This window comes from Niveispirillum lacus (assembly GCF_002251795.1).
Taxonomy (GTDB): Bacteria; Pseudomonadota; Alphaproteobacteria; order Azospirillales; family Azospirillaceae; genus Niveispirillum; species Niveispirillum lacus.
This window is the reverse complement of the sequence record NZ_NOXU01000025.1, coordinates 36,029-61,393: the sequence shown is the minus strand read 5'-3', so window position 1 is coordinate 61,393 and position 25,365 is coordinate 36,029. Positions and strand designations below refer to the sequence as shown.

General features: G+C 62.8%; 25 protein-coding genes. 12 read left to right on the top strand and 13 right to left on the bottom strand.

The annotated features are described in order from the left end of the window. Nucleotides 1-4: 4 nt before the first annotated feature. The 3 genes from CHU95_RS07355 to CHU95_RS07345 all read left to right on the top strand — a co-directional run bounded on the left by CHU95_RS07355 (nt 5) and on the right by CHU95_RS07345 (nt 2,449). Nucleotides 5-787: a DUF4198 domain-containing protein gene (locus CHU95_RS07355; RefSeq protein ID WP_094455261.1), complete on the top strand. Its 783-nt coding sequence runs from the start codon at nt 5-7 to the stop codon at nt 785-787. An 84-nt stretch (nt 788-871) separates the two neighbouring features. Then, nucleotides 872-1,981: an EAL domain-containing protein gene (locus CHU95_RS07350; protein ID WP_094455259.1), complete on the top strand. Its 1,110-nt coding sequence runs from the start codon at nt 872-874 to the stop codon at nt 1,979-1,981. 45 nt (nt 1,982-2,026) lie between these two features. After that, entirely contained in the window at nt 2,027-2,449 is a 423-nt protein-coding gene (locus tag CHU95_RS07345; protein ID WP_094455257.1) for a hypothetical protein, read from the top strand. A 165-nt stretch (nt 2,450-2,614) separates the two neighbouring features. On the opposite strand, the gene cysC is transcribed toward CHU95_RS07345, so the two are convergent. Genes cysC through cysG form a run of 7 tightly spaced genes read right to left on the bottom strand, consistent with a single transcriptional unit; the run spans nt 2,615 to nt 10,101 of the window. Further along, entirely contained in the window at nt 2,615-4,546 is a 1,932-nt protein-coding gene (gene cysC / locus CHU95_RS07340; RefSeq protein WP_094455255.1) for an adenylyl-sulfate kinase, read from the bottom strand. 18 nt (nt 4,547-4,564) lie between these two features. After that, nucleotides 4,565-5,380: a sulfate adenylyltransferase subunit CysD gene (gene cysD, locus CHU95_RS07335; protein ID WP_094455253.1), complete on the bottom strand. Its 816-nt coding sequence runs from the start codon at nt 5,378-5,380 to the stop codon at nt 4,565-4,567. Further along, complete coding sequence (locus tag CHU95_RS07330; RefSeq protein WP_094455251.1) at nt 5,380-6,105, bottom strand: phosphoadenylyl-sulfate reductase; 726 nt, start codon at nt 6,103-6,105, stop codon at nt 5,380-5,382. The genes cysD and CHU95_RS07330 overlap by 1 nt, the downstream gene beginning before the upstream one ends. Beyond that, complete coding sequence (locus CHU95_RS07325) at nt 6,102-6,611, bottom strand: DUF934 domain-containing protein (protein WP_094455249.1); 510 nt, start codon at nt 6,609-6,611, stop codon at nt 6,102-6,104. The genes CHU95_RS07330 and CHU95_RS07325 overlap by 4 nt, the downstream gene beginning before the upstream one ends. After that, nucleotides 6,598-8,316 (bottom strand): nitrite/sulfite reductase, encoded by a 1,719-nt coding sequence (locus CHU95_RS07320; protein WP_094455465.1) that lies wholly within the window; start codon nt 8,314-8,316, stop codon nt 6,598-6,600. The genes CHU95_RS07325 and CHU95_RS07320 overlap by 14 nt, the downstream gene beginning before the upstream one ends. Before the next feature lie 35 nt (nt 8,317-8,351). Continuing rightward, nucleotides 8,352-8,675, bottom strand: coding sequence for a DUF2849 domain-containing protein (locus CHU95_RS07315; protein WP_094455247.1), 324 nt, complete (start codon nt 8,673-8,675; stop codon nt 8,352-8,354). Between the two features lie 19 nt (nt 8,676-8,694). Beyond that, nucleotides 8,695-10,101 (bottom strand): siroheme synthase CysG, encoded by a 1,407-nt coding sequence (gene cysG, locus CHU95_RS07310; protein ID WP_094455245.1) that lies wholly within the window; start codon nt 10,099-10,101, stop codon nt 8,695-8,697. Between the two features lie 336 nt (nt 10,102-10,437). Between cysG and CHU95_RS07305 the strand changes: the two genes are divergently transcribed. Next, nucleotides 10,438-11,211, top strand: a complete 774-nt coding sequence (locus CHU95_RS07305; RefSeq protein WP_094455243.1) for a ferredoxin--NADP reductase — start codon at nt 10,438-10,440, stop codon at nt 11,209-11,211. A gap of 250 nt (nt 11,212-11,461) precedes the next feature. Here the strand turns inward: CHU95_RS07305 and CHU95_RS07300 are convergent, their stop codons facing one another. Both CHU95_RS07300 and cysE read right to left on the bottom strand, forming a co-directional pair. Then, a complete protein-coding gene (locus CHU95_RS07300) occupies nt 11,462-11,884 on the bottom strand; it encodes a GNAT family N-acetyltransferase (protein ID WP_165772072.1) in 423 nt (140 codons plus the stop codon). A gap of 1 nt (nt 11,885) precedes the next feature. Continuing rightward, nucleotides 11,886-12,725, bottom strand: a complete 840-nt coding sequence (gene cysE / locus CHU95_RS07295) for a serine O-acetyltransferase (protein WP_094455239.1) — start codon at nt 12,723-12,725, stop codon at nt 11,886-11,888. Between the two features lie 215 nt (nt 12,726-12,940). On the opposite strand from cysE, the gene CHU95_RS07290 reads away from it, so the two are divergent. The 3 genes from CHU95_RS07290 to CHU95_RS07280 are packed head-to-tail and all read left to right on the top strand — an operon-like array spanning nt 12,941 to nt 14,905. Then, on the top strand, nt 12,941-13,363 hold the full coding sequence (locus CHU95_RS07290; RefSeq protein WP_245837935.1) for an acyl-CoA thioesterase: 423 nt from the start codon (nt 12,941-12,943) through the stop codon (nt 13,361-13,363). Then, nucleotides 13,360-14,253, top strand: a complete 894-nt coding sequence (locus CHU95_RS07285; RefSeq protein ID WP_094455237.1) for a pirin family protein — start codon at nt 13,360-13,362, stop codon at nt 14,251-14,253. Before CHU95_RS07290 ends, CHU95_RS07285 begins: the two co-directional genes overlap by 4 nt. Before the next feature lie 19 nt (nt 14,254-14,272). Beyond that, nucleotides 14,273-14,905 carry a glutathione S-transferase N-terminal domain-containing protein gene (locus CHU95_RS07280; RefSeq protein WP_094455235.1) on the top strand — a complete coding sequence of 211 codons (633 nt, stop codon included), beginning with the start codon at nt 14,273-14,275 and terminating at the stop codon, nt 14,903-14,905. Nucleotides 14,906-14,956: 51 nt separating this feature from the next. On the opposite strand, the gene CHU95_RS07275 is transcribed toward CHU95_RS07280, so the two are convergent. The 3 genes from CHU95_RS07275 to CHU95_RS07265 all read right to left on the bottom strand — a co-directional run bounded on the left by CHU95_RS07275 (nt 14,957) and on the right by CHU95_RS07265 (nt 19,543). Next, nucleotides 14,957-16,237: a spinster family MFS transporter gene (locus CHU95_RS07275; protein ID WP_094455233.1), complete on the bottom strand. Its 1,281-nt coding sequence runs from the start codon at nt 16,235-16,237 to the stop codon at nt 14,957-14,959. Nucleotides 16,238-16,421: 184 nt separating this feature from the next. Continuing rightward, nucleotides 16,422-18,644, bottom strand: a complete 2,223-nt coding sequence (locus tag CHU95_RS07270) for a TonB-dependent receptor (RefSeq protein ID WP_094455231.1) — start codon at nt 18,642-18,644, stop codon at nt 16,422-16,424. 17 nt (nt 18,645-18,661) lie between these two features. After that, nucleotides 18,662-19,543: an alpha/beta fold hydrolase gene (locus tag CHU95_RS07265; protein ID WP_165772071.1), complete on the bottom strand. Its 882-nt coding sequence runs from the start codon at nt 19,541-19,543 to the stop codon at nt 18,662-18,664. A gap of 192 nt (nt 19,544-19,735) precedes the next feature. Here CHU95_RS07265 and CHU95_RS07260 point away from each other — a divergent pair, with 192 nt between their 5' ends. The 4 genes from CHU95_RS07260 to CHU95_RS07245 all read left to right on the top strand — a co-directional run bounded on the left by CHU95_RS07260 (nt 19,736) and on the right by CHU95_RS07245 (nt 22,679). After that, the gene (locus CHU95_RS07260) at nt 19,736-20,365 is read left to right on the top strand and encodes a TetR/AcrR family transcriptional regulator (protein ID WP_094455227.1); all 630 of its coding nucleotides are present in this window, start codon (nt 19,736-19,738) and stop codon (nt 20,363-20,365) included. Continuing rightward, the gene (locus CHU95_RS07255; RefSeq protein ID WP_094455225.1) at nt 20,362-21,846 is read left to right on the top strand and encodes an acyl-CoA synthetase; all 1,485 of its coding nucleotides are present in this window, start codon (nt 20,362-20,364) and stop codon (nt 21,844-21,846) included. The genes CHU95_RS07260 and CHU95_RS07255 overlap by 4 nt, the downstream gene beginning before the upstream one ends. An 84-nt stretch (nt 21,847-21,930) precedes the next feature. Next, complete coding sequence (locus tag CHU95_RS07250; RefSeq protein WP_094455223.1) at nt 21,931-22,311, top strand: MaoC family dehydratase; 381 nt, start codon at nt 21,931-21,933, stop codon at nt 22,309-22,311. Then, on the top strand, nt 22,308-22,679 hold the full coding sequence (locus CHU95_RS07245; protein WP_094455221.1) for a hotdog family protein: 372 nt from the start codon (nt 22,308-22,310) through the stop codon (nt 22,677-22,679). The genes CHU95_RS07250 and CHU95_RS07245 overlap by 4 nt, the downstream gene beginning before the upstream one ends. A gap of 120 nt (nt 22,680-22,799) precedes the next feature. Here the strand turns inward: CHU95_RS07245 and CHU95_RS07240 are convergent, their stop codons facing one another. Beyond that, nucleotides 22,800-23,579: a class II aldolase/adducin family protein gene (locus CHU95_RS07240; protein WP_094455219.1), complete on the bottom strand. Its 780-nt coding sequence runs from the start codon at nt 23,577-23,579 to the stop codon at nt 22,800-22,802. A 466-nt stretch (nt 23,580-24,045) separates the two neighbouring features. On the opposite strand from CHU95_RS07240, the gene CHU95_RS07235 reads away from it, so the two are divergent. Next, nucleotides 24,046-25,296: a porin gene (locus tag CHU95_RS07235; RefSeq protein WP_165772070.1), complete on the top strand. Its 1,251-nt coding sequence runs from the start codon at nt 24,046-24,048 to the stop codon at nt 25,294-25,296. Nucleotides 25,297-25,365: the final 69 nt, after the last annotated feature.

Sequence of the window (25,365 nt, the reverse complement as noted above, 5' to 3'; positions counted from 1 at the left end):
CCTCATGCACCGTCCTTTTGCCGCCACTGTTGTTGCCTTGTGGCTGTGTGCCGGTTCTGCCGCCGCCCATACCGGCTATCTGAAGCCCAACCTGTTCAACACCCCGCAGCGTGATCATGTGACGGTGGAGGCATCGTTCACCGAAGAGATGTTCACGCCCGATATCGTGATGAAGGCAGACGATTATCATGTCGTGACGCCGGCGGGGGCGAAGGTGAAGCTGCCGTCGGTGACCTATCTGCGGGATCTGGCGCTGTTTGAGGTGGATCTGCCGGAGAATGGCACCTATCGCATCTCCACGGGCCTGCGCACCGGGTCCACGCGCAAGATGGCGCTGGTGAATGGCAAGTGGGAACCCGTGCGGGAGCGTGACGGAGTGCCGGCCGGCAGCCGCGTGGCAGATGCCCAGAGCATGACGCGGTCGGATGTCTATGTCAGCAAGGGCCCGGCCAACGACCAGGCCCTGAAGCCCGCCGGCGTGGGGCTGGAGATTGTGCCCTTGTCGCATCCGAACCGGTTGGACGCGGGAGGCCGCTTTTTGGTGCAATTGCTGCTGGACGGAAAGCCCGTACCGGGTGTGACGATCAGCCTGCAGGGACCGACACTGCCGGATGAAGAAGATGCCAAGGCCGTTGCAGTGACGACCGACAAGGATGGCAAAGCCAGTATCGCCCTGCCGCAGGACGGCACCTTCCTGTTGCTGTCCCGGCACCGGGTTGAGGCGGCGGACGGGCCGGTGGCGGTGAAAAGCTACAGTGCCACTCTGACCTTCGCCGTAGAAGCGTAAAAGGATAGTCAGACCATCGCCATATGCACCTTTCAGTGTCATCCTTGCTAAGCTCGCGTGATTATCAAAGCCGGGGGCGAAGCGATGCTGACGGGAACAGCCGGATTGTTGCGGCTGCTGAGCGACGGTAACAGCCGGGGAACGGCCGTGGTCGTTGATCTGGCAGAGGTCCCCCATGCCGAGAACCCCCTTTTCCGGCAGTCGGTGGTCAATCTGCTGGACAATTTCGCTGCGCAGTTCCAGCCGGAAGTGGTGGATGTCGGCCGGTACACCCAGGTCTTCCTGTTTGAGGAGACGAACGCCCACCCCTTCATCAGCAAGTTGAAGGCGGTTGCGGTCGATTTTTCCGAACAGCATATGGGGGCGCCGCGTTTCACGATCTATCACCTGCCCCATGATGCGGGGCGGCTGGCCGCCATGTTGAAACGTCTGGCGCCGGCGGTGACGGCCGATCCACCCCCGACCCTGACCGCCGCCGAACAGCAGCAATTGGCCGGTATCCACAAGCTGGCGGTCTATGAAAAGGTGCTGGTCGGGGCGGATGTTTCTGCCTTGGTGCGGGAAAGTCCGGTCTGGCGCTGGGGGCGTGACCGTTCCTGGACCCTGGAATTTGCCGAAGTCACCGTGGCGCTTGACCATCTCGAACGGGCGGTCGGCACCCCTTTGCGACGCGACCCCTGGCTGTTGCAGCAGATCACCCCTGTTCTGGACCGGCGGGTGATCCGGCATTTTCAGCAGGAGCCGTCGCGGCTGGCCACGGCCCACAGCCTGAACCTGCAATGGCGTTCCGTGCTGGGTCCGGTGTTTTTGGAATTCGTCCGCGACCTGACCTATGAGCAGCGGCGCAACATGATTGTCGAAATTTCGGCCCTTGATGCAGAGTTGACGGCGGATGGTTTGGCCGACGCGGTGGATACCCTGCGTCTATGGGACTGCCGGATCGCCATTGACCATCTGTCGCTCCGCCACACCGATCCGGGTTATCTGCCCCTGGCCGCCCTGGATTATCTGAAACTGGATTTGGGCGGTCTGCCCTTGGATGCAACAGGCGAGTTGCCGCCATTGCCGACCTGGATGCAGCAGTTTGGTGCTGACCGGATTGTGGCGATCCACCCCCGCAATCGTGAAGCGCTGCAGGCCTGCATGGCGCTGGGGTTGAGCCTGGTGGAACAGCGCGATCGACCGATGGTGTGAGCAGAGGGTGCGATGCGGCCTATATTATTGGGACTGCTGCTATTGATGGCCACCCTACCGGCATCGGCGGCACCGGCAAACTGCTTCGTACCGGAAGTCCACGGCACCACGCGGGTTCAGGTCTATATCGGCGACCGCCGATGCGTTGACCTGCGAGAGCCGGAAACAATAGGCGGCATCTGGATCAACCGGTTCGAAGGGTCCGTCTTTCACGAAGATGTGGACGCTGTGTCGACGGCGCTGGCGGTTCGGTCCACGGTCTGGTTGAGCATGGATGATCAGACGGTCAAGCCCAGGGATTTTGTGCCGGCACAGGGCCATGCCTACCAATTGACCCTTGTTGCAAGGAAGGCAAAGGACATGCGCCGCCCGCTCCTGGAAGGATATGGGCATTTCGGCGCCTTCGCCGGCCTTGTCCTGGTGGATGAGGTGGTAGCGTGGAAGGATCTGGGTAAGGTGGGCTTTTAGGCTCTGGTGAATATCGGGGGGCTACGCCTTTGACATTCAGGAACGGCCTGCCCGGTCTTCGCCGGGGAGGCAGGCTTTCCCCATCGCCGGCGATACCCACCAAGCCCCCAGAAAACAAACGCCCCGCACCGGTTGCCCGGTGCGGGGCTGTTCACTGTGAGCAGGTTAGATCCCGACAGCGTGGCCGTCGGCCTGGCTCAACGCCAGATGGCGGCGGATATGGGCGATCAGCAGCTCGGAGCTGGTGGGAATGTCCATTTCCGAGGTGTCCAGCACCAGATCAGGCTTTGCCGGCGCCTCAAACGGGGCCGAAACGCCGGTAAATTGCTGGATCTTGCCGGCCTGGGCGGCTGCGTACAGACCTTTGGGGTCACGGGCGGCGCAGGTGGTGACATCCGCCTTCACCCAAACCTCGTGGAACCCGTCACCGACGATGGAGCGCGCCAGATCGCGCAGTTCCACGGTGGGGGAGATCAGGCTGACCAGCACGACAGTGCCCGTCTCTGCCATCAACTTCGCCACTTCCGCCACGCGACGGACATTTTCCAACCGTTCGGCGGGAGCAAAACCCAGGTCCTTGTTGAGGCCCTTGCGCAGATTGTCGCCATCCAGCACGGCCACGCGCCAGCCATCGTCAAACAGACGACGCTGTGTGCCCATCGACAGGGTGGACTTGCCCGCACCCGACAAGCCGGTCAGCCAGATGACACCGCCGCGATGGCCGTTTCGTGCCTCAAACGCGGCGCGGTTGACGGAGTTGTTCACGGCAGTCACGGGGCCTGCGACGGTAACATTGCTGGCGGCCCCCAGCAGGATGCAGCCGCCGACGATACGGCCGCCGCGCGCCAGACCGGCGCGGCCCGTGATCGGCAGGTCGCTGGCATGGTCAAAGGCGATGGGGGCAGACGAGCGCAGCACGATCTCCGCGATGCCGCCCTGACCCAGTTCTGAGCCTTCGCCATCGGTCAGATGTTCGACATCGACCAGACGCTCGAACTTTTCCACCACCACCGGATGCTCGGACGTGGTCAGACGCAGGGTGATGCGGCTGCCGGCCGTCAGGCTTTCCGGGTCCAGCCAGAAGGCACGCACGCGGATGGTGGTGGCGATGTGCGGCATATGGCCGGCGGGGGCGATGATCTGCCCGCGATTCAGGGCTGCGTCTTCGATGAAGGAGACAGCGACGGACTGCCCGGCCCGCGCCTCCGGTACCGACCCTTTGCCGGCATCAATGCTGGCGACGGTGGCCGGTTGACCGGTGGGGGCGATTTCAACCTTGTCGCCAACCTTCAGGCGCCCCGTCTCGATCCGGCCCACGGCCAGACGGGTGTCGCCCTTACGGTACACATCCTGGATGGGCAAACGCAGGGCGGCTTCGGTGCGCGGGGCGGCCGGAACCAGCAGATCCAGCGCCTCCAGCAAGGTCGGGCCGCGATACCAGGCCATCTTCTCCGACCGGGCGGCGATATTGTCGCCATGACGGGCCGAGAGCGGGATGACGTAGAGCGGTTCGATCCCCAGCTTTTGCAGATAGTCGCTGACATCACCGGCCACACCTTTCCAGGCGTCTTCGGCATGGTCGACCAAGTCCATCTTGTTGACGGCCACGATCACCTTGCGCACACCCAGCAGCGACAGCAGGTAGGCATGGCGGCGCGTCTGTTCAGAAATGCCGCGTTCGGCATCGGTGACCAGCACGGCGGCATCCGCAGCCGCCGCCCCCGTCACCATGTTGCGCAGGAACTCGCGATGGCCCGGCGCGTCGATGATCACATAGGGGCGCTTGGGCGTGCGGAACCAGATGCGGGTCGTATCCAGGGTAATGCCCTGATCCCGTTCGATCTGCAGCGCATCCAGCAGGAACGACCATTCCATATGCAGGCCGCGCTGTTCGGAGACCTTCTTCAGTTCCGCCAGACGGCCTTCGGGCAGACTGTCGGTATCGTGCAGCAGGCGACCGATCAGGGTGGATTTACCATGATCCACATGGCCGACAATGACGATCGGATAGGGAGCCAGCGGGGCCTTCTTCACATTGGCACCTTGGGACTGTACCGGGGTCGACAGGCTATCGATCCGGAGTGCGGCGTTCGCCATGATCTTTACATCCACTTCTTACAGGTAACCCGTCGCACGCAGGCGTTCGAACGCATCTTCGGCCTCATGGTCCATGGACCGGCCGGCGCGTTCAGGCGTGCGCGTGGTTTCAAGCTCGTCGATGATTTCGTCGATGGTGGTGGCATGGCTGTCCACCGGGAAGGTGATGCCAATTTCGCCCAGGGAGCGGAAACGCTTGCCATCCTTGGCAAAGTACAGCGGCACCAGGGGGATTTCCTCCCGCTTGATGTAGCGCCAGACATCCACCTCGGTCCAGGCCAGCAGCGGATGCACGCGGGTATGGGTGCCCGGATGACGCTCAATCGTGTACTGGTCCCAGAATTCCGGCGGCTGATGGGCCGCCTGCCAGGCGCCGTCCAACCCGCGCGGGCTGAAGATACGTTCCTTGGCGCGGGTCGCCTGTTCATCGCGGCGGATGCCGGTGATCAGCCCGTCGAACTGATATTTCTCCAAGGCTGCGGCCAGACCCAGCGATTTGCGGGCCGCGATGCGGGTGCCGGGGGGCAGCGTCGGGTCCGTCATCTCGATCGGCGGGCACTCGTCCTTGATCAGGTTGAGGCCCCATTCCTGGGCATAGCGGTTGCGGAATTCGTAAGATTCGGGGAATTCCAACCCGGTGTCCAAGTGGGCCACGGGGAAGGGCAGTTCCCCCATGAACGCCTTGCGGCACAGCCAGATCAGGACATTGCTGTCCTTGCCCAGTGACCAGAGCAGGCCCAGACGCTTCAGGCGCACACGCGCTTCGCGCAGGATATAGATGCTCTGGGCTTCGAGCTGATCGAGATGGTCGAGATGTTGATCTGTGTTGCTCATCAGGAGGCTCCCACCAGATTTGTTGGCGACGTCAGCGGCAGGTGGATCCCGCATTCCGTCTTTTCCTGGCCGCGCCAGCGGCCGGCTCTGATATCTTCGCCCGGTGCGACACGGTCAGTACAGGGCATACAGCCCACGGAGAGGTAACCATCCTCTTCCAGCGGGTGACGCGGCAGGTCGTGCCGGTCGAGATAGGATTCTACGTCGGCGCGGGTGTAACCCGCCAAGGGATTGATCTTGATCTTGCCCTCTGCGGCCTCGAACAGGGGCAGTTCGAGGCGGGTGGTCGCCTGATAGCGCTTGCGCCCGGTGATCCAGGCGGCAAAGGGCGCCAAACCCGCATCCAGAACCCGCACCTTACGGAAATCACAGCAGGCAGTGTTATTGCTGCGCCAGAGCACACCATCCCGGTCATGGGCCTGCTCTGCCTCCACCGAGGGTGACAGTTCGCGCACACCGGACAGGCCCAGCGTTTCCACCAGCTTGCGCTTGTAGCGCAGGGTCTCGCCAAACAGTTTACGGGTGTTCACGAACAGCACGGGCAGGTCCCTGTCGATCTGTGCAACCTGATGCAGCAGCACAGCACTTTCCGTGCCGAAAGAGGAAACCAGCGCCAACTGTCCCTTAAACTCTGTCTGGATCAGGGGGCGGAGAAGTTCCACCCCCGTCAGATGGCCATAGCGGGCGTTCAGGTCGCGGGCGCGGGCCTGCAAATGGGTGATCATGCCGGGACCGTGCCTTTCAGATGCCGGCGCAGCACGGAAGTGCCGTCCTCCCGGCCCAGCGCGGGCTGAAACGCCACCGAGATTTCCTTCAGCGCATGCGCCCAGGCGGGGCCGACACGGTCGGCCGGCACCACCACCGTGTCCACACCCACGCGGGTCAGGAACAGATACTGGTCGGGGATGATATGGCCGAAGGCCCGGATTTCGCCCTTATAGTCAAACCGTTCGCGCAGTTCCCGGGCGGCGGAAAAGGCGCGTCCATCGCGGAATTTCGGGAATTCCAGGGCCACCAGCGACAAGGCCCCCAGGTCGGCGGCCAACTCGGTCGCCAACTGGTTCGACTTCAGCCGTACGCCGATAGCGTCACGCCGGGCCGTCAGCGCGTCGCGTTCGGCGCGCCAGCGTTCCAGCGACACGATGATGGCGCCTTCGGCGGGGATCTCCTGGTCATCGGCAAGGTCGGTCCAGCGGTCGTCGATGGGCAGACCACGGTCAAGCACGGGCATAGAGAGCCTCCTTGAACGGGGCGTGGCCGGTACGGGCCAGCGTCTGAATAAAAATCTCGCCGGGCTGGCGCAGCTTCACGAAGGTGTTCACCACCGTTTCGACCGCATCAATGATGCCGTCATAATCAAAGCCAGGGCCGACAATCTCCCCCAAGGCCGCATTGGTGCCGGCATCGCCGCCCAACAGGATCTGGAAGAATTCGTCGCCCTTCTTATCCACCCCCAGAATGCCGATATGGCCGACATGGTGATGGCCGCAGGCATTGATGCAGCCACTGATCTTGATCTTCAACTCACCCAGATCATGCTGCCGATCGAGGTCTGAAAACCGTTCGGCAATCCGCTGCGCCACGGGGATGGAGCGGGTATTGGCCAGGGCGCAGTAGTCAAGGCCCGGACAGGCGATGATGTCGGAGATCAGGCCGGCATTGGCCGTGCCCAGGCCGACGGCATCCAGCGCCTGCCACAGCGGGTAGAGATCATCTTGACGGACATGGGCCAGAACCAGGTTCTGTTCATGCGTCACCCGCACCTCACCAAAGCTGTACAGGTCAGCCAGATCGGCGACGGTCTCCATCTGATCCGCCTCGATATCGCCGGGGATGCCGCCGATGGGCTTCAGGCTGATGGTGGCAATGGCGTAACCGGGCGTCCGGTGGGCCGTCAGATTGGTGCGGGTCCAGCGGGCAAAGGCCGGGTCCGCTTGCTTGGCGGCCTCAAAACTGTCGGATACGGCCGGCAGATCGAGCCAGGGGGGCGGAGCGAAATGGGTCTGGATCGCATCGACGATGGCGGGATCGACATAGAATTTCTGCCGCGGCAGGCGGGCATATTCCTCCTCGATCAGGCCGATGAACTTGTCGGCCCCCATCTCATTGACGGTGATCTTGATGCGCGCCTTATAGATATTGTCGCGCCGGCCCAACTGGTTATAGACGCGCAGGATGGCTTCCAGATAGCCGATGATCTCTTCCACCGGAACAAAGTCGCGTGCCTTGACCGCCAGATAGGGGGTGCGGCCCTGGCCGCCACCGACATAGACGGTAAAGCCGACGCGGCCCGTCACCTCGTCCTTCTTGGCGATCAAGCCAATATCATGGACCTGGACGGCGGCGCGGTCGTTCGGGCTGCCGGTGATGGCGATCTTGAACTTGCGCGGCAGGTAGGTGAATTCCGGGTGCAGCGTTGACCATTGCCGCAGGATTTCGGCATAGACGCGGGGGTCCACCAGCTCATCCGCCGCCGCCCCGCAAAACTGGTCCGTCGTGACATTGCGGATGCAATTGCCGCTGGTCTGGATGGCATGCATGTCCACTTCGGCCAGTTCACGCAGGATGGTGGGCACATCCTCCAGCTTGGGCCAGTTGAACTGGATGTTCTGGCGCGTCGTGAAATGGCCATAGCCCTTATCATAGACCCGTGCGATGCGGGCCAGACGCCGGACCTGCGTGGAAGACAACATGCCGTAGGGCACAGCCACGCGCAGCATATAGGCATGAAGCTGCAGGTAGAGGCCGTTCATCAGCCGGATGGGCTTGAACTCCTCCTCCGTGATCTCACCCTTCAGGCGGCGTTCGACCTGGGCGCGGAATTGCTCCACACGCTCGAAGATGAAGGTCTTGTCAAACTCGTCATAGCGATAGACGGCGGCGTGGGCATCGGCGGGCTGATTGCTGCGGATGGCGGGGCTGTGCGTATCAGGCATGGGGGTCGGGCCGGTCATCTCTGTCATGTGCGGGGTCAGGCGGCGGGCTGGCGGGCCTGCTTGCCCAGGTCGCGGCGTACGGTGGGGCCAATGCCCTTCAGACGCTCGCGCAGATGGGTGGGGCGGGTGCCCTGGTCGGTGATCTCAACATCCAGCGGATAGACATCGACCACGATCTGGCGCTTTTCCTCGGCCTTGGCGAAGGCCAGCGCCTCGGCAATGGCGTCGGCCCCGTCGAACACGGCGGCCAGCGCCACATCCTCTACCCAGATATTGCCGGCACCCAGCCAGACGGCCTCCCCGTCCAGAAGACGGCTGGCGGCGACGGATTGCTGGGTTCCCTTGGCTTTGACCAACATCTCTAAGGTCTTCCCTGTCTCAGACGGCTTCGCGCAGATGCTCGGGCACCAGCGCAGTGATGAGGGCGGGGTCGGCCAGACGGACGACATCGCCAATGATGATGATCGCCGGCCCCACCAGCCCGTGCGCCACCGCCAGCGACGCCAGATTGGCCAGGGTGCCGGTAATCAGCTTCTGATCCGGCCTTGTGCCCTTTTCGATCAGGGCGGCCGGGGTGTCCGCCGGCAGCCCGGCCTCGGTCAGCCGGCGGGCAATGATGTCAGTCGCCGACAGACCCATATAGACAACCAGCGTATGGCGCAGGCGGGCCAGTGCCTGCCAGTCCAGGTCCGGTTCCCCGTCCTTGCCATGGCCGGTCACGAAGGTGACGCCGGGCGCATGGTCGCGGTGGGTGATGGGGATACCGGTCGAGGCCCCGCAGCCCAGGGCGGCTGTGATGCCGGGGACAATTTCGACGGGGATATCGGCGGCGCGCAGGGCCTGCATCTCTTCCCCGCCGCGACCGAACAGGAACGGATCACCGCCCTTCAACCGGACCACGCGGTGGCCGGCCCGTGCCTCGGCGACCAAAAGCTGGTTGATGGCATCCTGGCTCATGGTGTGATGCGACTTCGATTTGCCGACATAGTGGCGGCGGGCGTCGCGGCGGACATAATCCATGATCCGCTCATCCACCAGCTTGTCATGCACGACGACGTCGGCATCCTGCAGCACACGCAGGGCGCGCAAGGTCAGCAGATCCGGGTCGCCGGGGCCGGCGCCGACCAGGGCGACAGTGCCCGTCCGGGCCTGGCCATAATCCGGGTTGTTGACGGCGGCCATCAAGCCATCACGGGCCGCCTGTTCACGGCCAGCCAGGAAGTCGCGGGCTACCGGCCCGTCGATCACCGCCTCCCAGAAACGGCGGCGGGCCGTCTCGCTGTCGCGGGTGGCCTTCACGGCGGTCCGGAAACTGTCCAGCAGGGTGGTCAGCTTGCCCAGCCCCGGTTCCAATGCTGCTTCCAGCCGTTCCCGCAGCCGGCGCACCAGCACAGGGCTGGCGCCGCCGGACGAGATGGTGATGGTGATCGGTTCCCGGTCGATGATGGCCGGCATGATGAAGCTGCACAGAGAGGGCTTGTCCGGGACGTTGACCAGAATGCCGGCCTTGTTGGCGGCATCGGCCACGGCACGGTCGATCTCGTCAATGTCGGTGGTGGCGAAAATGATCCGGTGATCTTCCACATCACTGGGTGTGAAATCCCGTTCGATGATCTGGTCAGCCAATTTGACCAGATCGGGATGGATGTCCGTGGCGATGATGGTCAGGCGGCAGCCGGCCTTGGCCACCAGCCGCGCCTTGCGCAGGGCCAGTTCGCCGCCACCCACCACCAGAACCTTCTGCCCCTGCAAAGGCAGGGACACCGGAAATCCACGTAAAGCCATTGTTCAGCTCCACTCCTACCGCACCTGCGGAATGAGGGAGATTTGACCCCGTTTTTACGGCGTGTCGAGGTGAAATATTATTTCTCCAATATTCCTAGGTTAAATATAGGGATTAAATCTCGGACAAAATTTTGATGTTTATCAATGACATGGGGATAGAGGTAAAGTAGGTGTTAAAGGCACTTATCGGGGGTGTACACGGCAGCCATGCGCTGATAGGGCATGCTGGTGTGAAATACCCGGTTGAACGCCCGACCTATGTACATTAGCTGTCGTGGCAATGCGGAATCATGGCCGGGACTCTGCCCCGGCTGATCGTGACGAAGGAAGTTGGCTATGAGCGCGTTCATCGAAAGCAAGGTGCTGTCCGTCCATCACTGGACCGACACGCTGTTCAGCTTTACCTGCGAACGCGAACCCGCCTTCCGGTTTGAGAATGGCCATTTTGTGATGATCGGGTTGATGGTGGATGGCAAGCCGCTGGCCCGCGCCTATTCCATTGTCTCGCCCAACTATGCCGAACATCTGGAATTTCTGTCGATCAAGGTTCCCAACGGTCCCCTGACCAGCCGGTTGCAGCATATCCAGGTGGGCGACACGGTGATCCATGGCCGCAAGTCGGTGGGCACCCTGGTGACCAGCTCTCTCGTCCCGGCCAAGAACCTCTATATGTTCTCCACCGGCACGGGCCTGGCCCCGTTCATGAGCATCATCCGCGACCCGGAAGTCTATGCCAAGTATGACCGCCTGATCCTGACCCATACCTGCCGCACGGTGGGTGAGCTGGCCTATCATGATTACATCACCAACGAGTTGCCGAACGACGAGTTCCTGGGCGAGGAAGTGGCGGCCAAGCTGACCTATTATCCCACCGTGACGCGCGAACCCTTCCGCAACCAGGGCCGCATCACCGACCTGATCCGCAGCCACAAGCTGTTTGAGGATATCAAGGCCGCCCCGCTGGACCCGGCCAACGATGTTGCCATGATCTGCGGCGGGCCGGACGTGCTGGCCGAGACGGTGGAACTGCTGAAGGAACGCGGCTTCACGGAAGGCGCCGGGCATACGCCGGGCAATTACGTGATCGAAAAGGCGTTTGTGGAGAAGTGAGCAAGGCCGGGGCGCCCAAGGGTGCCCCGGTGGTGCCCCGGTTTGGTTTTGGGGCGAAACAAACGAAGTCGCTCTGGTCCACGTCGAGAGGGAATTGGGTTGTCCCAGTCCCAACCGTCATTCCCGCGCACGCGGGAACCCAGCAAGAGCGGCGACAGCCGCGACATGACTCATATCGGCGCTAACCGCGCCTTATGCTGGGTCCCCGCTTTCGCGGGGATGACGGATGAGGGGTTAAACCTGACATGCCCTACAATAACGGCCCCTCGGCGATCAGGATGGGGCGGCTGTGCAGGCCGAGGCTGGCGTAGAAGGCACGGGCTTCGGCATTGTCGGTTTCCAGGGGCACCCAGAGGGACTGACAGCCATATCTGTGCCCCCATTGCATCAGAGCCTTGACCAGGGCTGTGGCAATGCCGCGCCGACGTTGATCCGGGGTGACGCCCAGATTGTCGAGGAACAGGGCGGTGGCAGCGTCGGGCTGGCGGTTCAAGATGGCGCGGCCCTGGCCGATCACCACGCCATTCTCCACGGCCACCGCCATGGCATGGCCCGGATCGGCGAGATACGCCGTCAGCAGGCCCGTGTCGATCTCATCATCGAACACATCCTCGGCCACCTGCGTCAGCAGACCGGCATCACCGGGACCAAGCACGTGGATCGTATAGGTCATTTCAGATATCGGCGCCCTGGTCCCTGTAATCCGCGAACACATGGTCCATGACGCGGGCGGGGTTGGAGCAGCCGGCCTCGCCCACGATCTTCGCGGGTACCCCGGCCACCGTGGTAGCGCGGGGCACGTCGCGCAGGACAACGGAGCCGGCAGCGACACGGGCGCAATCGCCGACATGAATATTGCCCAGCACCTTGGCATTGGCGCCCAGCAGCACCCCCGACCCGATCTTGGGATGGCGATCGCCATCATCCTTACCATTGCCGCCCAGGTTGACGCCGTGCAGCATGGAGACATTGTCGCCAACCACGGCGGTCTCGCCCACCACCACGCCGGTGGCATGGTCGATCATCACGCCGCGCCCGAAGCGGGCATTGGGATGAATATCGACACCGAAAACGACGGAGGAGCGGCTTTGCAGATACAAAGCCATGTCACGCCGCCCCAGGTGCCAGAGCCGGTGGGCCATGCGATGGGTTTCCAGCGCCTGGAAGCCCTTAAAATACAAAACCGGCTCAATATGCCGATGGCAGGCCGGATCGCGGTCCAGGACGGCGGCCACGTCGGCGCGGAAATCCTGCCCCATCTCCGGTTCCGCGTTCAGCGCGTCGGTGAAGGCCTGTACCAGCAATTCGCCCTGCACATCCTGATGCGCCAGCCGCGTCGCAATCCGGTGGATGATGGCCATTTCCAGCGAGGGCTGATTCAGAATCGCGCCATAAAACAGGGCCGCCAGCAGCGGTTCATCCGCCACGGCCTGTGCGGCTTCATTACGCAGGGCGGCCCAGATCGGGTCCAGATTGGCCAGTGTCTGGGAAACGGGGGCGACACGCGCGGACATGGCAGCCAGCCTTTCACGGGGCAATTCTTAACGGCTATTTGACCATAGCCGGGGGGCGTGGCAAGGATGTTTATCGGGTGTTTGCGGCATGGGTGCCACGCTTGTCCGTCTTCCCCCGCGCGCCGCCACCAGCGCCGCGGTCGCGGCCAACATGATCGACAGGGGCGGGTCAGCGGTGCATCATCCTGTTTTCCAAAAGAAATACCGGGGGGCCCATGGGGGATGATGTGATGCGGGCCAGCGATGGCTGTCCCATCGAACCGGCGGTGCGGACCATCGCCATGCCCGCCGATACCAATCCGGCCGGGGATATTTTCGGGGGCTGGCTGATGGCCCAGATGGATCTGGCGGCGGGCAATGCGGCCGCCAGACGGGCGCGCGGTCGCTGTGCCACGGTGGCGGTGGACGGGATGGTGTTTCACCGCCCCGTGTCGGTGGGAGATGAGGTCAGCCTCTATGCCCTGATCGAGCATATTGGCCGCACCTCGATGAAAATCCAGGTCGAGGCCTGGCGCCGGTCACGCTTTGACGAGGCGCGGTTCAAGGTGACCGAGGCCCTGTTTACCTTTGTCGCCATTGACGAAAATGGCCGTCCCCGCGCCATCCCGCCGGCCGACACCCAAGAGGAAGCCCCATGACCCTGCCCACCAGCAGCCCTGTCGAACTGATCATCGTGCCGAAAAGCCATGATGTGGGTGGGTTCGAGGTGCGCCGTGCCTTGCCCAGTGTAAAGCGTCGCATGGTGGGGCCGTTTATCTTCTGGGACCAGATGGGGCCGGGCTATTTCCCCGCCGGCACCGGCCTGGATGTACGCCCGCATCCGCATATCGGCCTGTCCACCGTCACCTATCTGACGGAGGGGGAGATCATGCACCGTGACAGCGTGGGCAGCGTGCAGGCCATCCGGCCCGGTGCCATCAACTGGATGACCGCCGGCAAGGGCATCGTGCATTCCGAACGCACCGAGGCGGGCCTGCGGGCCCAGGGCAACCATCTGGCCGGCATCCAGAGCTGGATCGCCCTGCCGCAGCGGTTTGAGGAGATTGATCCCAGTTTCAGCCATTACCCCGCCGGTGATCTGCCGATCATCAGCGACCATGGCGTCTGGATGCGCCTGATTGCCGGGGACCTGTTCGGCGAGACCTCGCCTGTCCGCACCCTGTCAGAGACCATCTATATGGAGATGCTGCTGGATGGGGGGGCCAAGGTGGAAATCCCGGCCAGCCATCCTGAACGCGCCCTCTATCTGTTCGACGGGCGCATCACCATCGCTGGCGATGTGTTTACCGCAGAGGGCGGGCAGGGCCAGTTGCTGGTCCTGCGCGAGGGTGATGCCCTGACTGTCACAGCAGAGTGTAATACCCGCCTGCTGCTGCTGGGTGGTGAGCCGATGGATGGCCCGCGCTATATCTTTTGGAATTTCGTCTCTTCGTCCAGGGAACGCATTGAGGATGCGAAAGCCGACTGGCGTAATGGCCGGTTCCCCACAGTCCCCGGCGAGACAGAGTTTATTCCGTTACCGGAATAAAAATTGATACGGAACAGAAATGACCGAGCCATTGCGTATTCTTGGCAAGGAATCCTCCATCAATGTCCGCAAGGTTCTGTGGACCTGCCGGGAGGTGGGGCGCGATTTTGTACGCGAAGATTGGGGCAGCGGCTTCCAGCCTGTGGATACGCACGAATTCCGCGCCATGAACCCCAATGCCCAGGTCCCGGTGGTGCAGGTCGCTGACGGCTATCTGTGGGAGAGCAACAGCATCTGCCGCTTTCTCGCCGCCGAGGCGGGACGGGCGGACCTGCTGCCACGCGCCCCGCTGGCGCGGGCGCGGGTGGAAATGTGGATGGATTGGCAGGCCACGGAGCTGAACCCTGCCTGGCGCTATGCCTTTATGGCCCTGGTCCGTAAAAGTCCCGCCTTTGCTGATCTTGATGCCATTGCAGCCGGTGTGGCGGGGTGGAACAGGCAGATGGGCATTCTGGAGGGGCAACTGACGAAGACCGGGGCCTATGTGGCGGGGCCGGACTTTACCCTGGCCGATATTGTGCTGGGCCTGTCCACCAACCGCTGGAAGATGACGCCAATGGAGCGACCGTATCTGCCGGCGGTGGCGGATTGGTGGGCGCGATTAGGCGCCCGGCCTGGTTTTCGAGAATTCGGGGCGAACGGGGTGGCGTGAGCTTCCCGCCTCTCCAGCCCTTGCCGGGGAGGCGGGATGCCCGGCCTGTGATTATTCCCGGTGCCAGTCGCGCGTCAGGCGGCGGGATGCCAGGAAGAACAGGATGGCGGCCAGGATATAGAAGCCAAGGCAGTACAAGATCGAGTAGCGCAGGCTTTCCTGACCATATTCGGCGCGCAGCACATCTGACAACCAACCCAGAAACAGCGTACCGAAGCCGATACCGATCAGGTTGTTGATAAACAGGAAGATCGCCGAACTTGTCGCCCGCATGCTGGGGGCAACCAGATGCTGGACCGCCGACAAGGTGGGCCCCAGCCACATCAGGGCGAGGGCCTGCGGCACCACAAACAGCACAAACATGAAGATCGGGTCGCTGATATTCACCGCGCCGAAGAAGAAGGGCACGGAAATCAGGAAAGCCGTCGCCGGGACACGGGCGTAATTGGCCTTGTTCTGCCCGCCCAGCCGATCCCCCAGCGTTCCGCCCAGCCAGATGCCGATCAGGCCGCCAATAAACACGATGCCGGAGAAAAACAGGCTGCGGTCAACCAGCGACATGCCGTGGCTGCGCTCAAAGAAGGAGGGCAGCCAGAAGGCCAGACCATAGCCCATGATCGAGGAGAAAGAGGCACCAAAGGCCAGCAGCCAGAAGGACGGTTTGTTCGACAAGGTGGCCAGGACCACCTTCAGGCTGGGCGCGTTGGGCTTGGCCTGAACAGCATCAAGACCACCGCGCACCGGTTCACGCACGGTCATTTTCAGCAGCGGCGCCAGGGCCAGACCCGCCAGCCCGCAAATGATGAACGCCCAACGCCAGCCGATTTCATTGGCGATCAGACCCCCGAACAGGATGCCCAGGGCCATGCCGATCGGCACACCAAAACTGTAGGCGGCCAGGGCGCGCGAGCGTTCCTTGGGCGGGAAATAGTCAGCGATCAGGGAATAGGAGGGGGCGACACCCCCGGCTTCCCCGACACCAACACCCAGCCGGAACAAAAAGAGCTGCCAGAAATTCGTGGCGGTGCCGCAAAGCGCGGTAAACCCACTCCACACCGCCAAGGAGATGGTGATGATCCAGGTGCGGTTGAACCGGTCAGCCAGCATGGCGATGGGAACACCCATGGCTGTGTAGAACAGCGCAAAGGCGGGTCCACCCAACCAGCCCAAATCGGTATCGGTCAGATTCAACTCTGCCTTGATCGAGGGGGCGAGGATGCCCAAAATCTGTCGATCAATAAAATTAAAGATATAAACAAGGATGAGGATGATCAGCACGTAAGTGCGATAGGCGGTACCGGTCGTTTGGTTGTCGGTCGCGGCGCTGGTCATCACGATCCTTTCAAAGGGGACAGGAAAAGGGGTGCCGTGCCCCATCCGGGACACGGCGCCAGTGTGGGAGATGGTCACACGAAAACGCTGTTTCCAGATGCGGGGGTGAGCGAAATGTGTCACCCCCGCACCCAGGGCGGGCCGTTGCCAGCGTAGCAACGGTCAGCAGGTCCAACCGCCGGTATCAGAACCGGTATTCAACCGTCGCCGTCACCGTGCGCGGCGGGCCGTAGAAGCCGATGATGCTGTCACCAAACAGGGCACCGGGGAAGTTGTAGCCGCCGACGCGATACTTCTTGTTGCCCAGGTTCTTGCCATGCAGGCCGACCGACCAGTTGTTGCTTTCCGCCGTCCAGATCGCTGACAGGTCGTAGAGCGTGTAGGCACCCTGATCCAGCAGCGCATTGCGGAATTCAAACAGGGAGAAGGCGCTGCGGTGGGCGGCACTGCCTGTCAGGGTAACGGTTCCGGCCGTGCCCATGTCATGGACATAGGTCAGGCCGAAATTGGCGGTCCATTTCGGCGTGTTCTGGAACACGGCCGTGTTGGCGATGTTCTCGTAAGCCCGGCTGGTCAGGTTGTAGCGCAGGAACTTCTTGAACTCCGCATCGATATAGCCGATGGCGAAATTGGCCGTCAGCTCATCGGTCAGGGCCAGCAGACCTTCGGCTTCCAGCCCCTTGATGGTGGAAGAACCGACATTGTCCACGAAGCTGACCACGGTGGTGCCCGACGGGACCTGTGTCGTCACCTGCTGGCCCTTATAGTCAGAATAGAAGGCGGCCAGGTTCAACGTGGCACGACCGTCCCAGAAGCGGGACTTGGAGCCAACTTCATAGGTATCCACCAGTTCCGGTTCATAGCCGTTGCGGGTGTCGGGCGTGGAAATCACGTCACCGCGCATGTCGAAGCCGCCCGACTTGAAGCCGCGTCCATAGGAGGCGTAGAGCGTCAAGTCGCTGGTCGCCTCGTAGGTCAGGCTGAAGCGCGGGGTGAATTCGTCAAAGGTCCGCTCGTTGGTGTAGTTGGAACGGATCAGTGTCGGGTTGCGCGCCGCGCCGCCAAACAGCGGGCTGGTCAGGCCGGCATAGTTTACGCGGTAGACGGTGCCTTCCTTCTTGTCCGAGGTGTAGCGGGCACCAACCGAAGCCTTGACCTGATCGGTCAGTTCATAGGTGAAGTCGGCAAAGGCCGCGTAGGACTTGGTATCCACCGAACCCGAGGTCAGCGTGGTCAGATTGGCCAGCCCCAGGATCGTGTCGAAGGCACCCTCGGCATGGGCATCCATGTAATAGAGGCCGGCAACGCCCTTCAGACGGTCACCCTCATAGACCAACTGCAATTCCTGGCTCAACTGGTCATCCTCGTAATAGGCGGGGATGTCCAGGATCTTGGCGGGCAGGTTGTCGAAATCAATGACGGTGTCGGACCGGCCATCCCGATAGGCGGTGATGGATTTCACCATCAGCGCGTCATTGACGTTGAACTCCGCCGTCAGCGAGGCGCCCTGGTTCTTCACCTTCTGCTTGCCGGTCAGGCCGGCGCGCGTGTCATAGACGCTGTCCAGAACCGGGACAGTCGGGGTCGCGAACAGGCGGTAGCCGTGGCGGGGGTTGCTGTCATCCACCGTCTTGTCGGCAGCAACACGGATGAACACATCCTCATTTGGTGTGAACTCCACCGACAGGCGGCCGGCGGACACGTCCTTGTCGTAATGTTCCTGACCCGTGGTCAGGTTATCGCCGTAGCCGTCACGCCGGTAAAGGGCAACAGCGCCCGAGACACCCAGCGTTTCCGTGACCGGGGACGAGCCGGACAAGATCAGGTCTGTCTGCTTGTAGGAGCCGACCTGCACCTTGGCCTTCATATGGGGTTCATCGTCGATCTTCTTGGTCACATATTTGACGGCACCGCCAATCGTGTTGCGGCCATAAAGCGTGCCTTGCGGCCCGCGCAGCACTTCAATCCGTTCAATGTCGAAAATGTCCAGCACAGCACCCTGCGGGCGGGCCACATAGACATCATCGACATAAAGGCCTACGCCCGGCTCAAAACCCCAAAGCGGGTCCTGCTGACCCACGCCGCGGATAAAGGCGATCAGGGTGGAGTTGGAACCGCGTGCCACCTGCATGGTCAGGTTCGGGGTGGTCTTGGTCAGCGCGGTGATGTCCGGCGTGCCGGCATTTTCCAGCATTTCTGCCGTAAAGGCGGAAATGGAGACCGGCACATCCTGCAGGCTTTCCGCACGACGGCGGGCGGTGACAACAATTTCGCCCAGCATGCTTTCGCTGGCGGTTTCCTGCGCCGGCGCCTGCTGCGCCAGGGCGGGCAGGGCCGCCAGGCTGGTCAGCGCCGTGCCAGCACAAAGCAAAGCAGTGATGGAGGACTTACCGAACGACGTCTTCATGGTTCTCCCTTTCATTCTCATTGAGCGCCGGCGGGTTCATCCCGCCCGGCACCAGGTGCATCGGCACCACCCGCCGGAGGCAGGGTGGCGGCGAAACGGGTCAGCGTGCTGTTGAACAGATCGGGTTCTTCCAGATGCGGGGCATGGCCCGACCGGTCGAACCCGATGGTGACGGCCTGGGCCAGCAGGGAGGCCAGCGCCTGTGCCGTATCCTGGCAGTAAAGCCGCGACAGTTTTCCGTGTGTCACCAGGACAGGCACAGAAATGCCAGGCAGCAGGGGGCGGAAATCCTGAGCGGTCAGCGAGGCCCACAGCCGGGCCATGGCCACGGGGTCGCTGTCCGCCACCTCCGTCTCGGCCCAGCGGCGCAGGATGGCCTGTTCCACTTCCCGCCCTTCGGCGAAGATGCGGCCGGCGACGCGCGGGCCGACAGAAGGCCAGTTGGCGATCATCGCAGCCGGGCTCTGCCGTGCGGACTTTGCGGCCGAACTGCCGCGAAGCCCTAAGTCCCAGCCATCGCCATTAATGACGCGGGGCGCCATGTCGATGGAGATCATGCCGGCCACGCGCGATGACAGCCCATCCAACAGGGCCCGCCACAGCACCATGGCCCCCATCGACCAGCCCACGACCAGCAGATCGTTCAAGTCCAGATGGTCAGCCAGTTCGACAATGTCGCGGGCCAGCAGGTCGATCGAGAGATCCCCCTCTGCCGCCCGCGAGCGGCCATGGCCGCGCAGATCGACACTGATGATGCGGAAACTCTGTGACAGGCCTTCGACCTGGGGACGGAAAAAACCAGCATGCGTGGCCCAGCCATGCACCAGCAGCAGCGGGCGCCCGCGCCCCACATCATCATAGGCGATTTTCGCCTGATCGCTGGTGATCAGATACGGCATGCGCCGACACTTCCCCACGGGTAAACGTTCCATCCCACGCCGGTGTTGTGTATCCCGCCCTGGACCGGCCGTGCCGGTCGTGGAAGGCTGGTTGCTGGGGATCGTTTCATCGATCTCCCGTCCGGCTTGCACCCATGCTTGCGGCAAATCGAAACCTGAGTCAATATTCAAGTTACAGCCAGGGAGGAAAACATGGGCGGCGACGAGACGGCAACGTCCAAGGCCCCGCGAACCGAAAGAGGCAAACGGACGCTGCGCAAGCTGCTGGATGCAGCGGCGGCGGAATTCGGGGAGCGCGGATATCATGAAGCGTCGATCAGCGGGATCACGCAGCGGGCGGGTGCGGCCCTGGGCACCTTCTACACCTACTTTGACAGTAAAGAGCAGGTGTTCCGCGCCCTGGTCGATGATATGGGCCATCTGACCCGTCAGCACATTGCCGAGCGGGTGCCCGGCAATGTCGACCGTCTGACGGCGGAACGGTTGGGGCTGGAGGCCTTTATCGAGTTTGTGCGTGAGCACAAGGACCTGTACCGCATCGTCATGGAGGCGCAGTTTGTCGCCGAGGACGCCTATCTGAACTATTACAAGGTCTTTGCGGCCGCCTATACCCGTAACCTGGCCCAGGCCGCCGAGAAGGGCGAGATCCGGCCGGGCCATGAGGAAGAACGCGCCTGGGCCTTGATCGGGATGAGTGTGTTCCTGGGCATGCGCTATGCGGTGTGGAGCAGCGACAAACCGGCCAAGGAGGTGGCCGCTGCGGCCGCTGAACTGATCACCTTCGGTCTGTCGCCCCTGGCGCGCGGGGGAGGTGGGAATTGATCCCGTGCATCTTTGACATCACAGCCAAACGCGCGGAACTGGCCGGCAGCGACATTGCCCTGGAAGAGGTGGCCTCCGGCCGCACCGTGACCTATGCGGGCCTGGACGAGCGGGCGGCGCGGGCCGCCGGTCTGCTGCTGTCCCTGGGCATCGGCGCGGGCGACCGCGTCGCGATCCTCTGCCGCAATCGTATCGAATTTTTCGAGCTGTTATTTGCCTGCGCCAAGATGGGGGCGATCCTGGTGCCGCTGAACTGGCGCATGCCGGCGGCGGAAATCCGACCCCTGCTGGCCGACTGCACCCCCGGCCTGCTGATCTTTGGTGAGGATGATGCCGGTGTGGCGGCTGAGCTTGCAGCCGATGTTCCCGCCCTTCTGGGCCTGGATGTCGGGTATGTCGACCAGCGCGACCAAAGCCCCTGCCATCCTGGCCGTCGCCAATGGCCGGCCGACGGCATCTGGTATCTGCTCTATACGTCCGGGACCACCGGCAAACCAAAGGCGGTGATCTATACTTTCACCATGGCCATGGTGAATTATATCAACATCTCGCAGCCCATAGGCCTGACGGGCCGCGACACGACATTGAATTTCCTGCCGCTTTTCCACACGGCGGGTATCAACCTGCACACGCTGCCCACCTTGATCGTGGGAGGGCGGGTGCTGATCATGCCTGGCTTTGATGCCGATGTGATGCTGGACCTTGTCGCCGCGGGCCGGATTGATGCCATGTTCGGGGTGCCTGCGGTCTATCAGATGCTGGCCATGCATCCGCGTTTTGCCTCTGTCGACCTGACGCGCCTGCGGTCCTGGGGCTGCGGCGGGGCGCCGTTGCCGGACCTGCTGGTGCAGCGTTTCCTGGAACGCGGCGTGCGGGTGTGCAATGGCATGGGCATGACGGAAACCGGCCCCACCGCCTTTATCATGGACCCGAACCGGGTGGCCGAGAAGATCGGATCGGTGGGCAAACCGCAGGTCCTGGCCGGTATACGCATTGTCGGCCCGGACGGGCTGGATGTGGAACCAGGGCAGGCGGGGGAATTATGGTTCGGTGGCCCTGGCATCACGCCCGGTTACTGGAACCGACCGGACGCCACCGCCGCCGCCTTTTCCGCTGATGGCTGGCTGAAATCCGGGGATCTGGCCCGCTGCGATGCCGATGGGTTTTATTACATCGTCGGCCGCATCAAGGAGATGTTCATTTCCGGTGGGGAGAATGTCTATCCGGCGGAGGTGGAGAATGTGCTGGCCCAGCACCCCGCCATTCTGGAAGCCGCCGTCATTGGCATCCCGGATGAAAAATGGGGGGAGGTCGGGCAGGCCCATATCCTGCTTCGGCCCGGCCAGACCCTGCCGTCGACTGAAGATCTGACACGGTACTGCCGCGAAAGGCTGGCGCCGTTCAAGGTTCCCAAGCGTTTTGTCGCCGTGGCCGACTTTCCGCGGACGGCCGCGGGGAAGGTGCAGAAACATCGGCTGTGATCCCCCACATCCCCGTTCCCTGCGCTGCCTCCCCGGCGACCACCGGCAAGGCAGTGCATTCCACCACCATCTTGTGAGCGGAAAATGCCCCCGACCCATATCAGCATCGACCGCAGCCTGACGCAGGCCGAGTTCGACCTGTTCGCCCGCCTGTCGGGTGATGACAATCCTATCCATGTTGACCCTGATTTCTCATCCCGTACCCGGTTCGGGCGGACGGTGGCGCATGGGTTGTTCTTATGCTCCATCCTGCGCGGACTGGCGGGGCAGGTGCGGCCAGACGGGCGGCAGATCGCCAAGGATGTGCGCTTTCCGGCCCCGACCTACACGGGGGAAATGATGCGCTTCACCGCCGAATTGGTGGGGGAGGCCGATGGCATCGCGCAGGTGGCCGTGAAGGTGCAGCGGGTGGCGGATGGCATTATCACCTGTGAAGGAATGTTTGAGATGGGAGTGGCGGCATGATCCGGCTGGGCGATGAAGCCATCGTGAAACGGGCCTTTACCGCGCAGGATGTGGCTGATTACCAGACACTGGGCGGGGCGGCGATGCCCAACGGCGCGGTGCCTGAACCGCTGGTGGGCGCGCTTTTCTCCTACCTGCTGGGCGTCAAGGTGCCGGGGCCGGGTACCAATTATCTCAAGCAACAGACAAGGTTCCTGAAACCCGTGCCGCTGGGCGGCGAGCTGACAGCGCGGGTGGCCGTGACGCGCATCCGGGCGGACAAGCATCTGGTCGACCTGGAAACCACCTGCCATGGGCCGGACGGGGTGCTGCTGGCCGAGGGTCGGGCGCTGGTCTATGTCGAGGATGTGGCGGATAAGGGCTGGTGAGGGCTTGTTCACGCTCCCTCAAACGCCGGGCGCCGCCATCCGGCGGCTGGGCTTACGCCGCATGTGCGGCGCGGCGGCAGTCGCCGCCGTCACCATGGGTCAAGGTTTTGACCCATGGTGTTACTCTCTATACCCCGGCGACACACGGTCCAGCTTGCGCAGCAATGCCGGCCAGATCAACTGGTTGGCGGCGGGTGCCACGGCAATGCGGCCCAGCGCCATGTTCTTGTCGATGACGCCTTGTTCGGTGTCATGCAGCGTCCGGCCCGCCATGGACAGGGTGCGGACCTGCATCGTGCAGGCCCGTTCCAGGAAATACATGCGGGTGAATGCCTCGGCCACGGTCGCCCCCACCGTCAAGGTGCCGTGATTGCGCAGCAACATGGTGGATTTGGACCCCAGATCCCGCTGCAGGCGCGGGATTTCAGCAGGGTCCAGCGCCACCCCTTCATAATCATGATAGGCCAAGTCGGCCAGGACCAACTGGGCCGTCTGGTTCAGCGGCAGCAGCCCGTCGGAAAGGGTGGCCACGGCGGTCCCGTCGGGTGTGTGCAGGTGCATGACACAGCCCGCATCGTCACGCGCCGCATGCACCGCCGCATGGATGGTGAAGCCGGCGGGGTTCACCGGATAGGGGCTGTTGTCCCGTTTGTTCCCGTCCATGTCGATACGGACAAGGGAGGAGGCTGTGATCTCCTCAAACAACATCCCATAGGGATTGATCAGGAAATGATGGTCGGGGCCGGGCACGCGGGCGGAGATATGGGTGAAGACCAGATCGTCCCAGCCGAACAGGGCTGTCAGCCGATAGGCTGCCGCCAGATCGCGGCGGATCGCCGCCTCATCCTTCACGCTGCCCCCGGCGGCGGCACTGCCGGCGATAGCCAATCCCTCACCCATTGCACCCTCCCATTCAAACATTTGTTGGGTGTAACATAACGCGTCGGGTTGGATTGCCATACAACACTAGTGAAATGTGATTTCATTTATTTTACAAAACCCCATTGACGGCATGGGAATTAATCGACAATATTCATGTCGATGGTGTTGAAACCCATCCGCGGGCATTTGACCTGACAGCTTGCGCCGCGTCACCAAACGCTAAAGCGCCACGAAGCCTCGTGGTGTCCAAACCAGAAGGAGACACCCGATGACGACCTGTTGTCCCTGACCCCTCAGGACCCGCCAGCGGCGGCGACTGACCCGCCAGGCGATGATTATTGACAGAAACCGAGGCCGGAACCGGCGCCATTGGGTGGCCGGCACGGGGATAAACACGCCCGTGGAAGATTGCAAGGGATGCCGAATGTCCTCCAGCGCCCCCTTCCTCCGGCAGAAAAACCTTAAAAAGATGAAGGGAAATCACATGACGACGTTCCGTTCCACCACCGCTGCCCTGTTGACCGGTGCGGCCATCGCCGCCTTCGCCCTGCCAGCCTCTGCACAATCAGCATCCGAGGTTGACGCCCTGCGCGCCCAGGTGAAGGAGTTGCTGACCCGTATCGAGAAGCTGGAAAAGGCGCCCAGCACGCCGGCCGGCCCGCCGGCCAGCAAGGATGCCCCTCTGGTGGCCGCCGATGCCTTTAAGGCACCGCAGGTGACGCAGTCTGGCAATAGCAGGGTCAAGCTGACCCTGTCCGGTCAGATTGGTCGGGTGGTCAGTCTGGTCGATGACGGGTTCGACAGCGACCTGATCCATGCCGACAATGCCACCGCCTCCTCGCGTATCCGGCTGGCCGGTCAGGCCAAGCTGGATGACCAATGGACGGCCGGCACCGACATCGAACTGGAAACCTCGTCCGCGTCGACACGCAGCACGGGCATCGGCACCGATAGTGGGGCCTTCTCGGTGAACGAGCGCAAGGTCGAATTCTGGATCCAGCATAAGGGTCTGGGCCGCCTCTGGGTTGGTCAGGGCGACACGGCCAGCAACCAGACCGCAGAGGTTGATCTCTCCGGCACCGTTACCATGCTGGGCTACTCTGATATCGGTCAGGCCTTTGGTGGTGTGGCGTTCCGGAACACGCGGACCCGTGCCGCCAGCGCCACGGTTAATACCGCCTTCAACAATTTCGACGGTCTGCACCGTGAAGACCGCGTGCGCTATGACACGCCGACCTTCGGCGGTGGTTTGCAACTGTCGACCAGTGTGACGGAAGGCGGCGCTACCGACGGGGCCATCCGCTACAATGCCAAGATCGGCGATACGGAAGTGGCGGCTGCCGTCGCCTATGCCGATAATGACAGCCGCACCGGTTTCGACACCCAGTCCAACGGGTCAGTGTCGGTGAAGTTTGCCAGCGGCTTCAATGTCACCGCCGCCGCAGGTACCCGTGACCTGGGCCCGCGCAACAGCGATTTCTGGTATGGCAAGGTTGGCTATATCGCCAAGCTGACCCCGGTGGGTGCCAGCTCTTTCTCGGTCGATTACTATAAGCAGAAAGACCTGACGGCTGCCGGCGCTGACGCCGAGGCCATCGGGGCGGCCTATGTGCAGACGGTCGATGCCTGGGCGACCGACCTGTATGTCGGCGTACGCAACCACAGCTATGACACGCCAACAGCCGACTTCAAGGATGTGTTCGGCGTGGTGACGGGCGCGCGCGTGCGCTTCTGATCCTCTCCTGCGACGGGGCCGGTTTCTTAAACCGCTGGCCCCGTCGCCCCTGCTTCATCCACGCGGAGA

Coding starts and splice junctions, on each gene's coding strand:
- CHU95_RS07345 (WP_094455257.1), top strand. CDS start 2,027: ATGGCCACCCTACCGGCATCGGCGGCACCGGCAAACTGCTTCGTACCG.
- CHU95_RS07240 (WP_094455219.1), bottom strand. CDS start 23,579: ATGGGTGAGGGATTGGCTATCGCCGGCAGTGCCGCCGCCGGGGGCAGC.
- CHU95_RS07270 (WP_094455231.1), bottom strand. CDS start 18,644: ATGAAGACGTCGTTCGGTAAGTCCTCCATCACTGCTTTGCTTTGTGCT.
- CHU95_RS07235 (WP_165772070.1), top strand. CDS start 24,046: ATGACGACGTTCCGTTCCACCACCGCTGCCCTGTTGACCGGTGCGGCC.
- CHU95_RS07275 (WP_094455233.1), bottom strand. CDS start 16,237: ATGACCAGCGCCGCGACCGACAACCAAACGACCGGTACCGCCTATCGC.
- CHU95_RS07280 (WP_094455235.1), top strand. CDS start 14,273: ATGACCGAGCCATTGCGTATTCTTGGCAAGGAATCCTCCATCAATGTC.
- cysD (WP_094455253.1), bottom strand. CDS start 5,380: ATGAGCAACACAGATCAACATCTCGACCATCTCGATCAGCTCGAAGCC.
- CHU95_RS07290 (WP_245837935.1), top strand. CDS start 12,941: ATGGGGGATGATGTGATGCGGGCCAGCGATGGCTGTCCCATCGAACCG.
- CHU95_RS07325 (WP_094455249.1), bottom strand. CDS start 6,611: ATGCCCGTGCTTGACCGTGGTCTGCCCATCGACGACCGCTGGACCGAC.
- CHU95_RS07250 (WP_094455223.1), top strand. CDS start 21,931: ATGCCCCCGACCCATATCAGCATCGACCGCAGCCTGACGCAGGCCGAG.
- CHU95_RS07305 (WP_094455243.1), top strand. CDS start 10,438: ATGAGCGCGTTCATCGAAAGCAAGGTGCTGTCCGTCCATCACTGGACC.
- CHU95_RS07315 (WP_094455247.1), bottom strand. CDS start 8,675: ATGTTGGTCAAAGCCAAGGGAACCCAGCAATCCGTCGCCGCCAGCCGT.
- cysG (WP_094455245.1), bottom strand. CDS start 10,101: ATGGCTTTACGTGGATTTCCGGTGTCCCTGCCTTTGCAGGGGCAGAAG.
- CHU95_RS07330 (WP_094455251.1), bottom strand. CDS start 6,105: ATGATCACCCATTTGCAGGCCCGCGCCCGCGACCTGAACGCCCGCTAT.
- CHU95_RS07260 (WP_094455227.1), top strand. CDS start 19,736: ATGGGCGGCGACGAGACGGCAACGTCCAAGGCCCCGCGAACCGAAAGA.
- CHU95_RS07350 (WP_094455259.1), top strand. CDS start 872: ATGCTGACGGGAACAGCCGGATTGTTGCGGCTGCTGAGCGACGGTAAC.
- CHU95_RS07285 (WP_094455237.1), top strand. CDS start 13,360: ATGACCCTGCCCACCAGCAGCCCTGTCGAACTGATCATCGTGCCGAAA.
- CHU95_RS07245 (WP_094455221.1), top strand. CDS start 22,308: ATGATCCGGCTGGGCGATGAAGCCATCGTGAAACGGGCCTTTACCGCG.
- cysC (WP_094455255.1), bottom strand. CDS start 4,546: ATGGCGAACGCCGCACTCCGGATCGATAGCCTGTCGACCCCGGTACAG.
- CHU95_RS07265 (WP_165772071.1), bottom strand. CDS start 19,543: ATGCCGTATCTGATCACCAGCGATCAGGCGAAAATCGCCTATGATGAT.
- CHU95_RS07300 (WP_165772072.1), bottom strand. CDS start 11,884: ATGACCTATACGATCCACGTGCTTGGTCCCGGTGATGCCGGTCTGCTG.
- CHU95_RS07355 (WP_094455261.1), top strand. CDS start 5: ATGCACCGTCCTTTTGCCGCCACTGTTGTTGCCTTGTGGCTGTGTGCC.
- cysE (WP_094455239.1), bottom strand. CDS start 12,725: ATGTCCGCGCGTGTCGCCCCCGTTTCCCAGACACTGGCCAATCTGGAC.
- CHU95_RS07320 (WP_094455465.1), bottom strand. CDS start 8,316: ATGCCTGATACGCACAGCCCCGCCATCCGCAGCAATCAGCCCGCCGAT.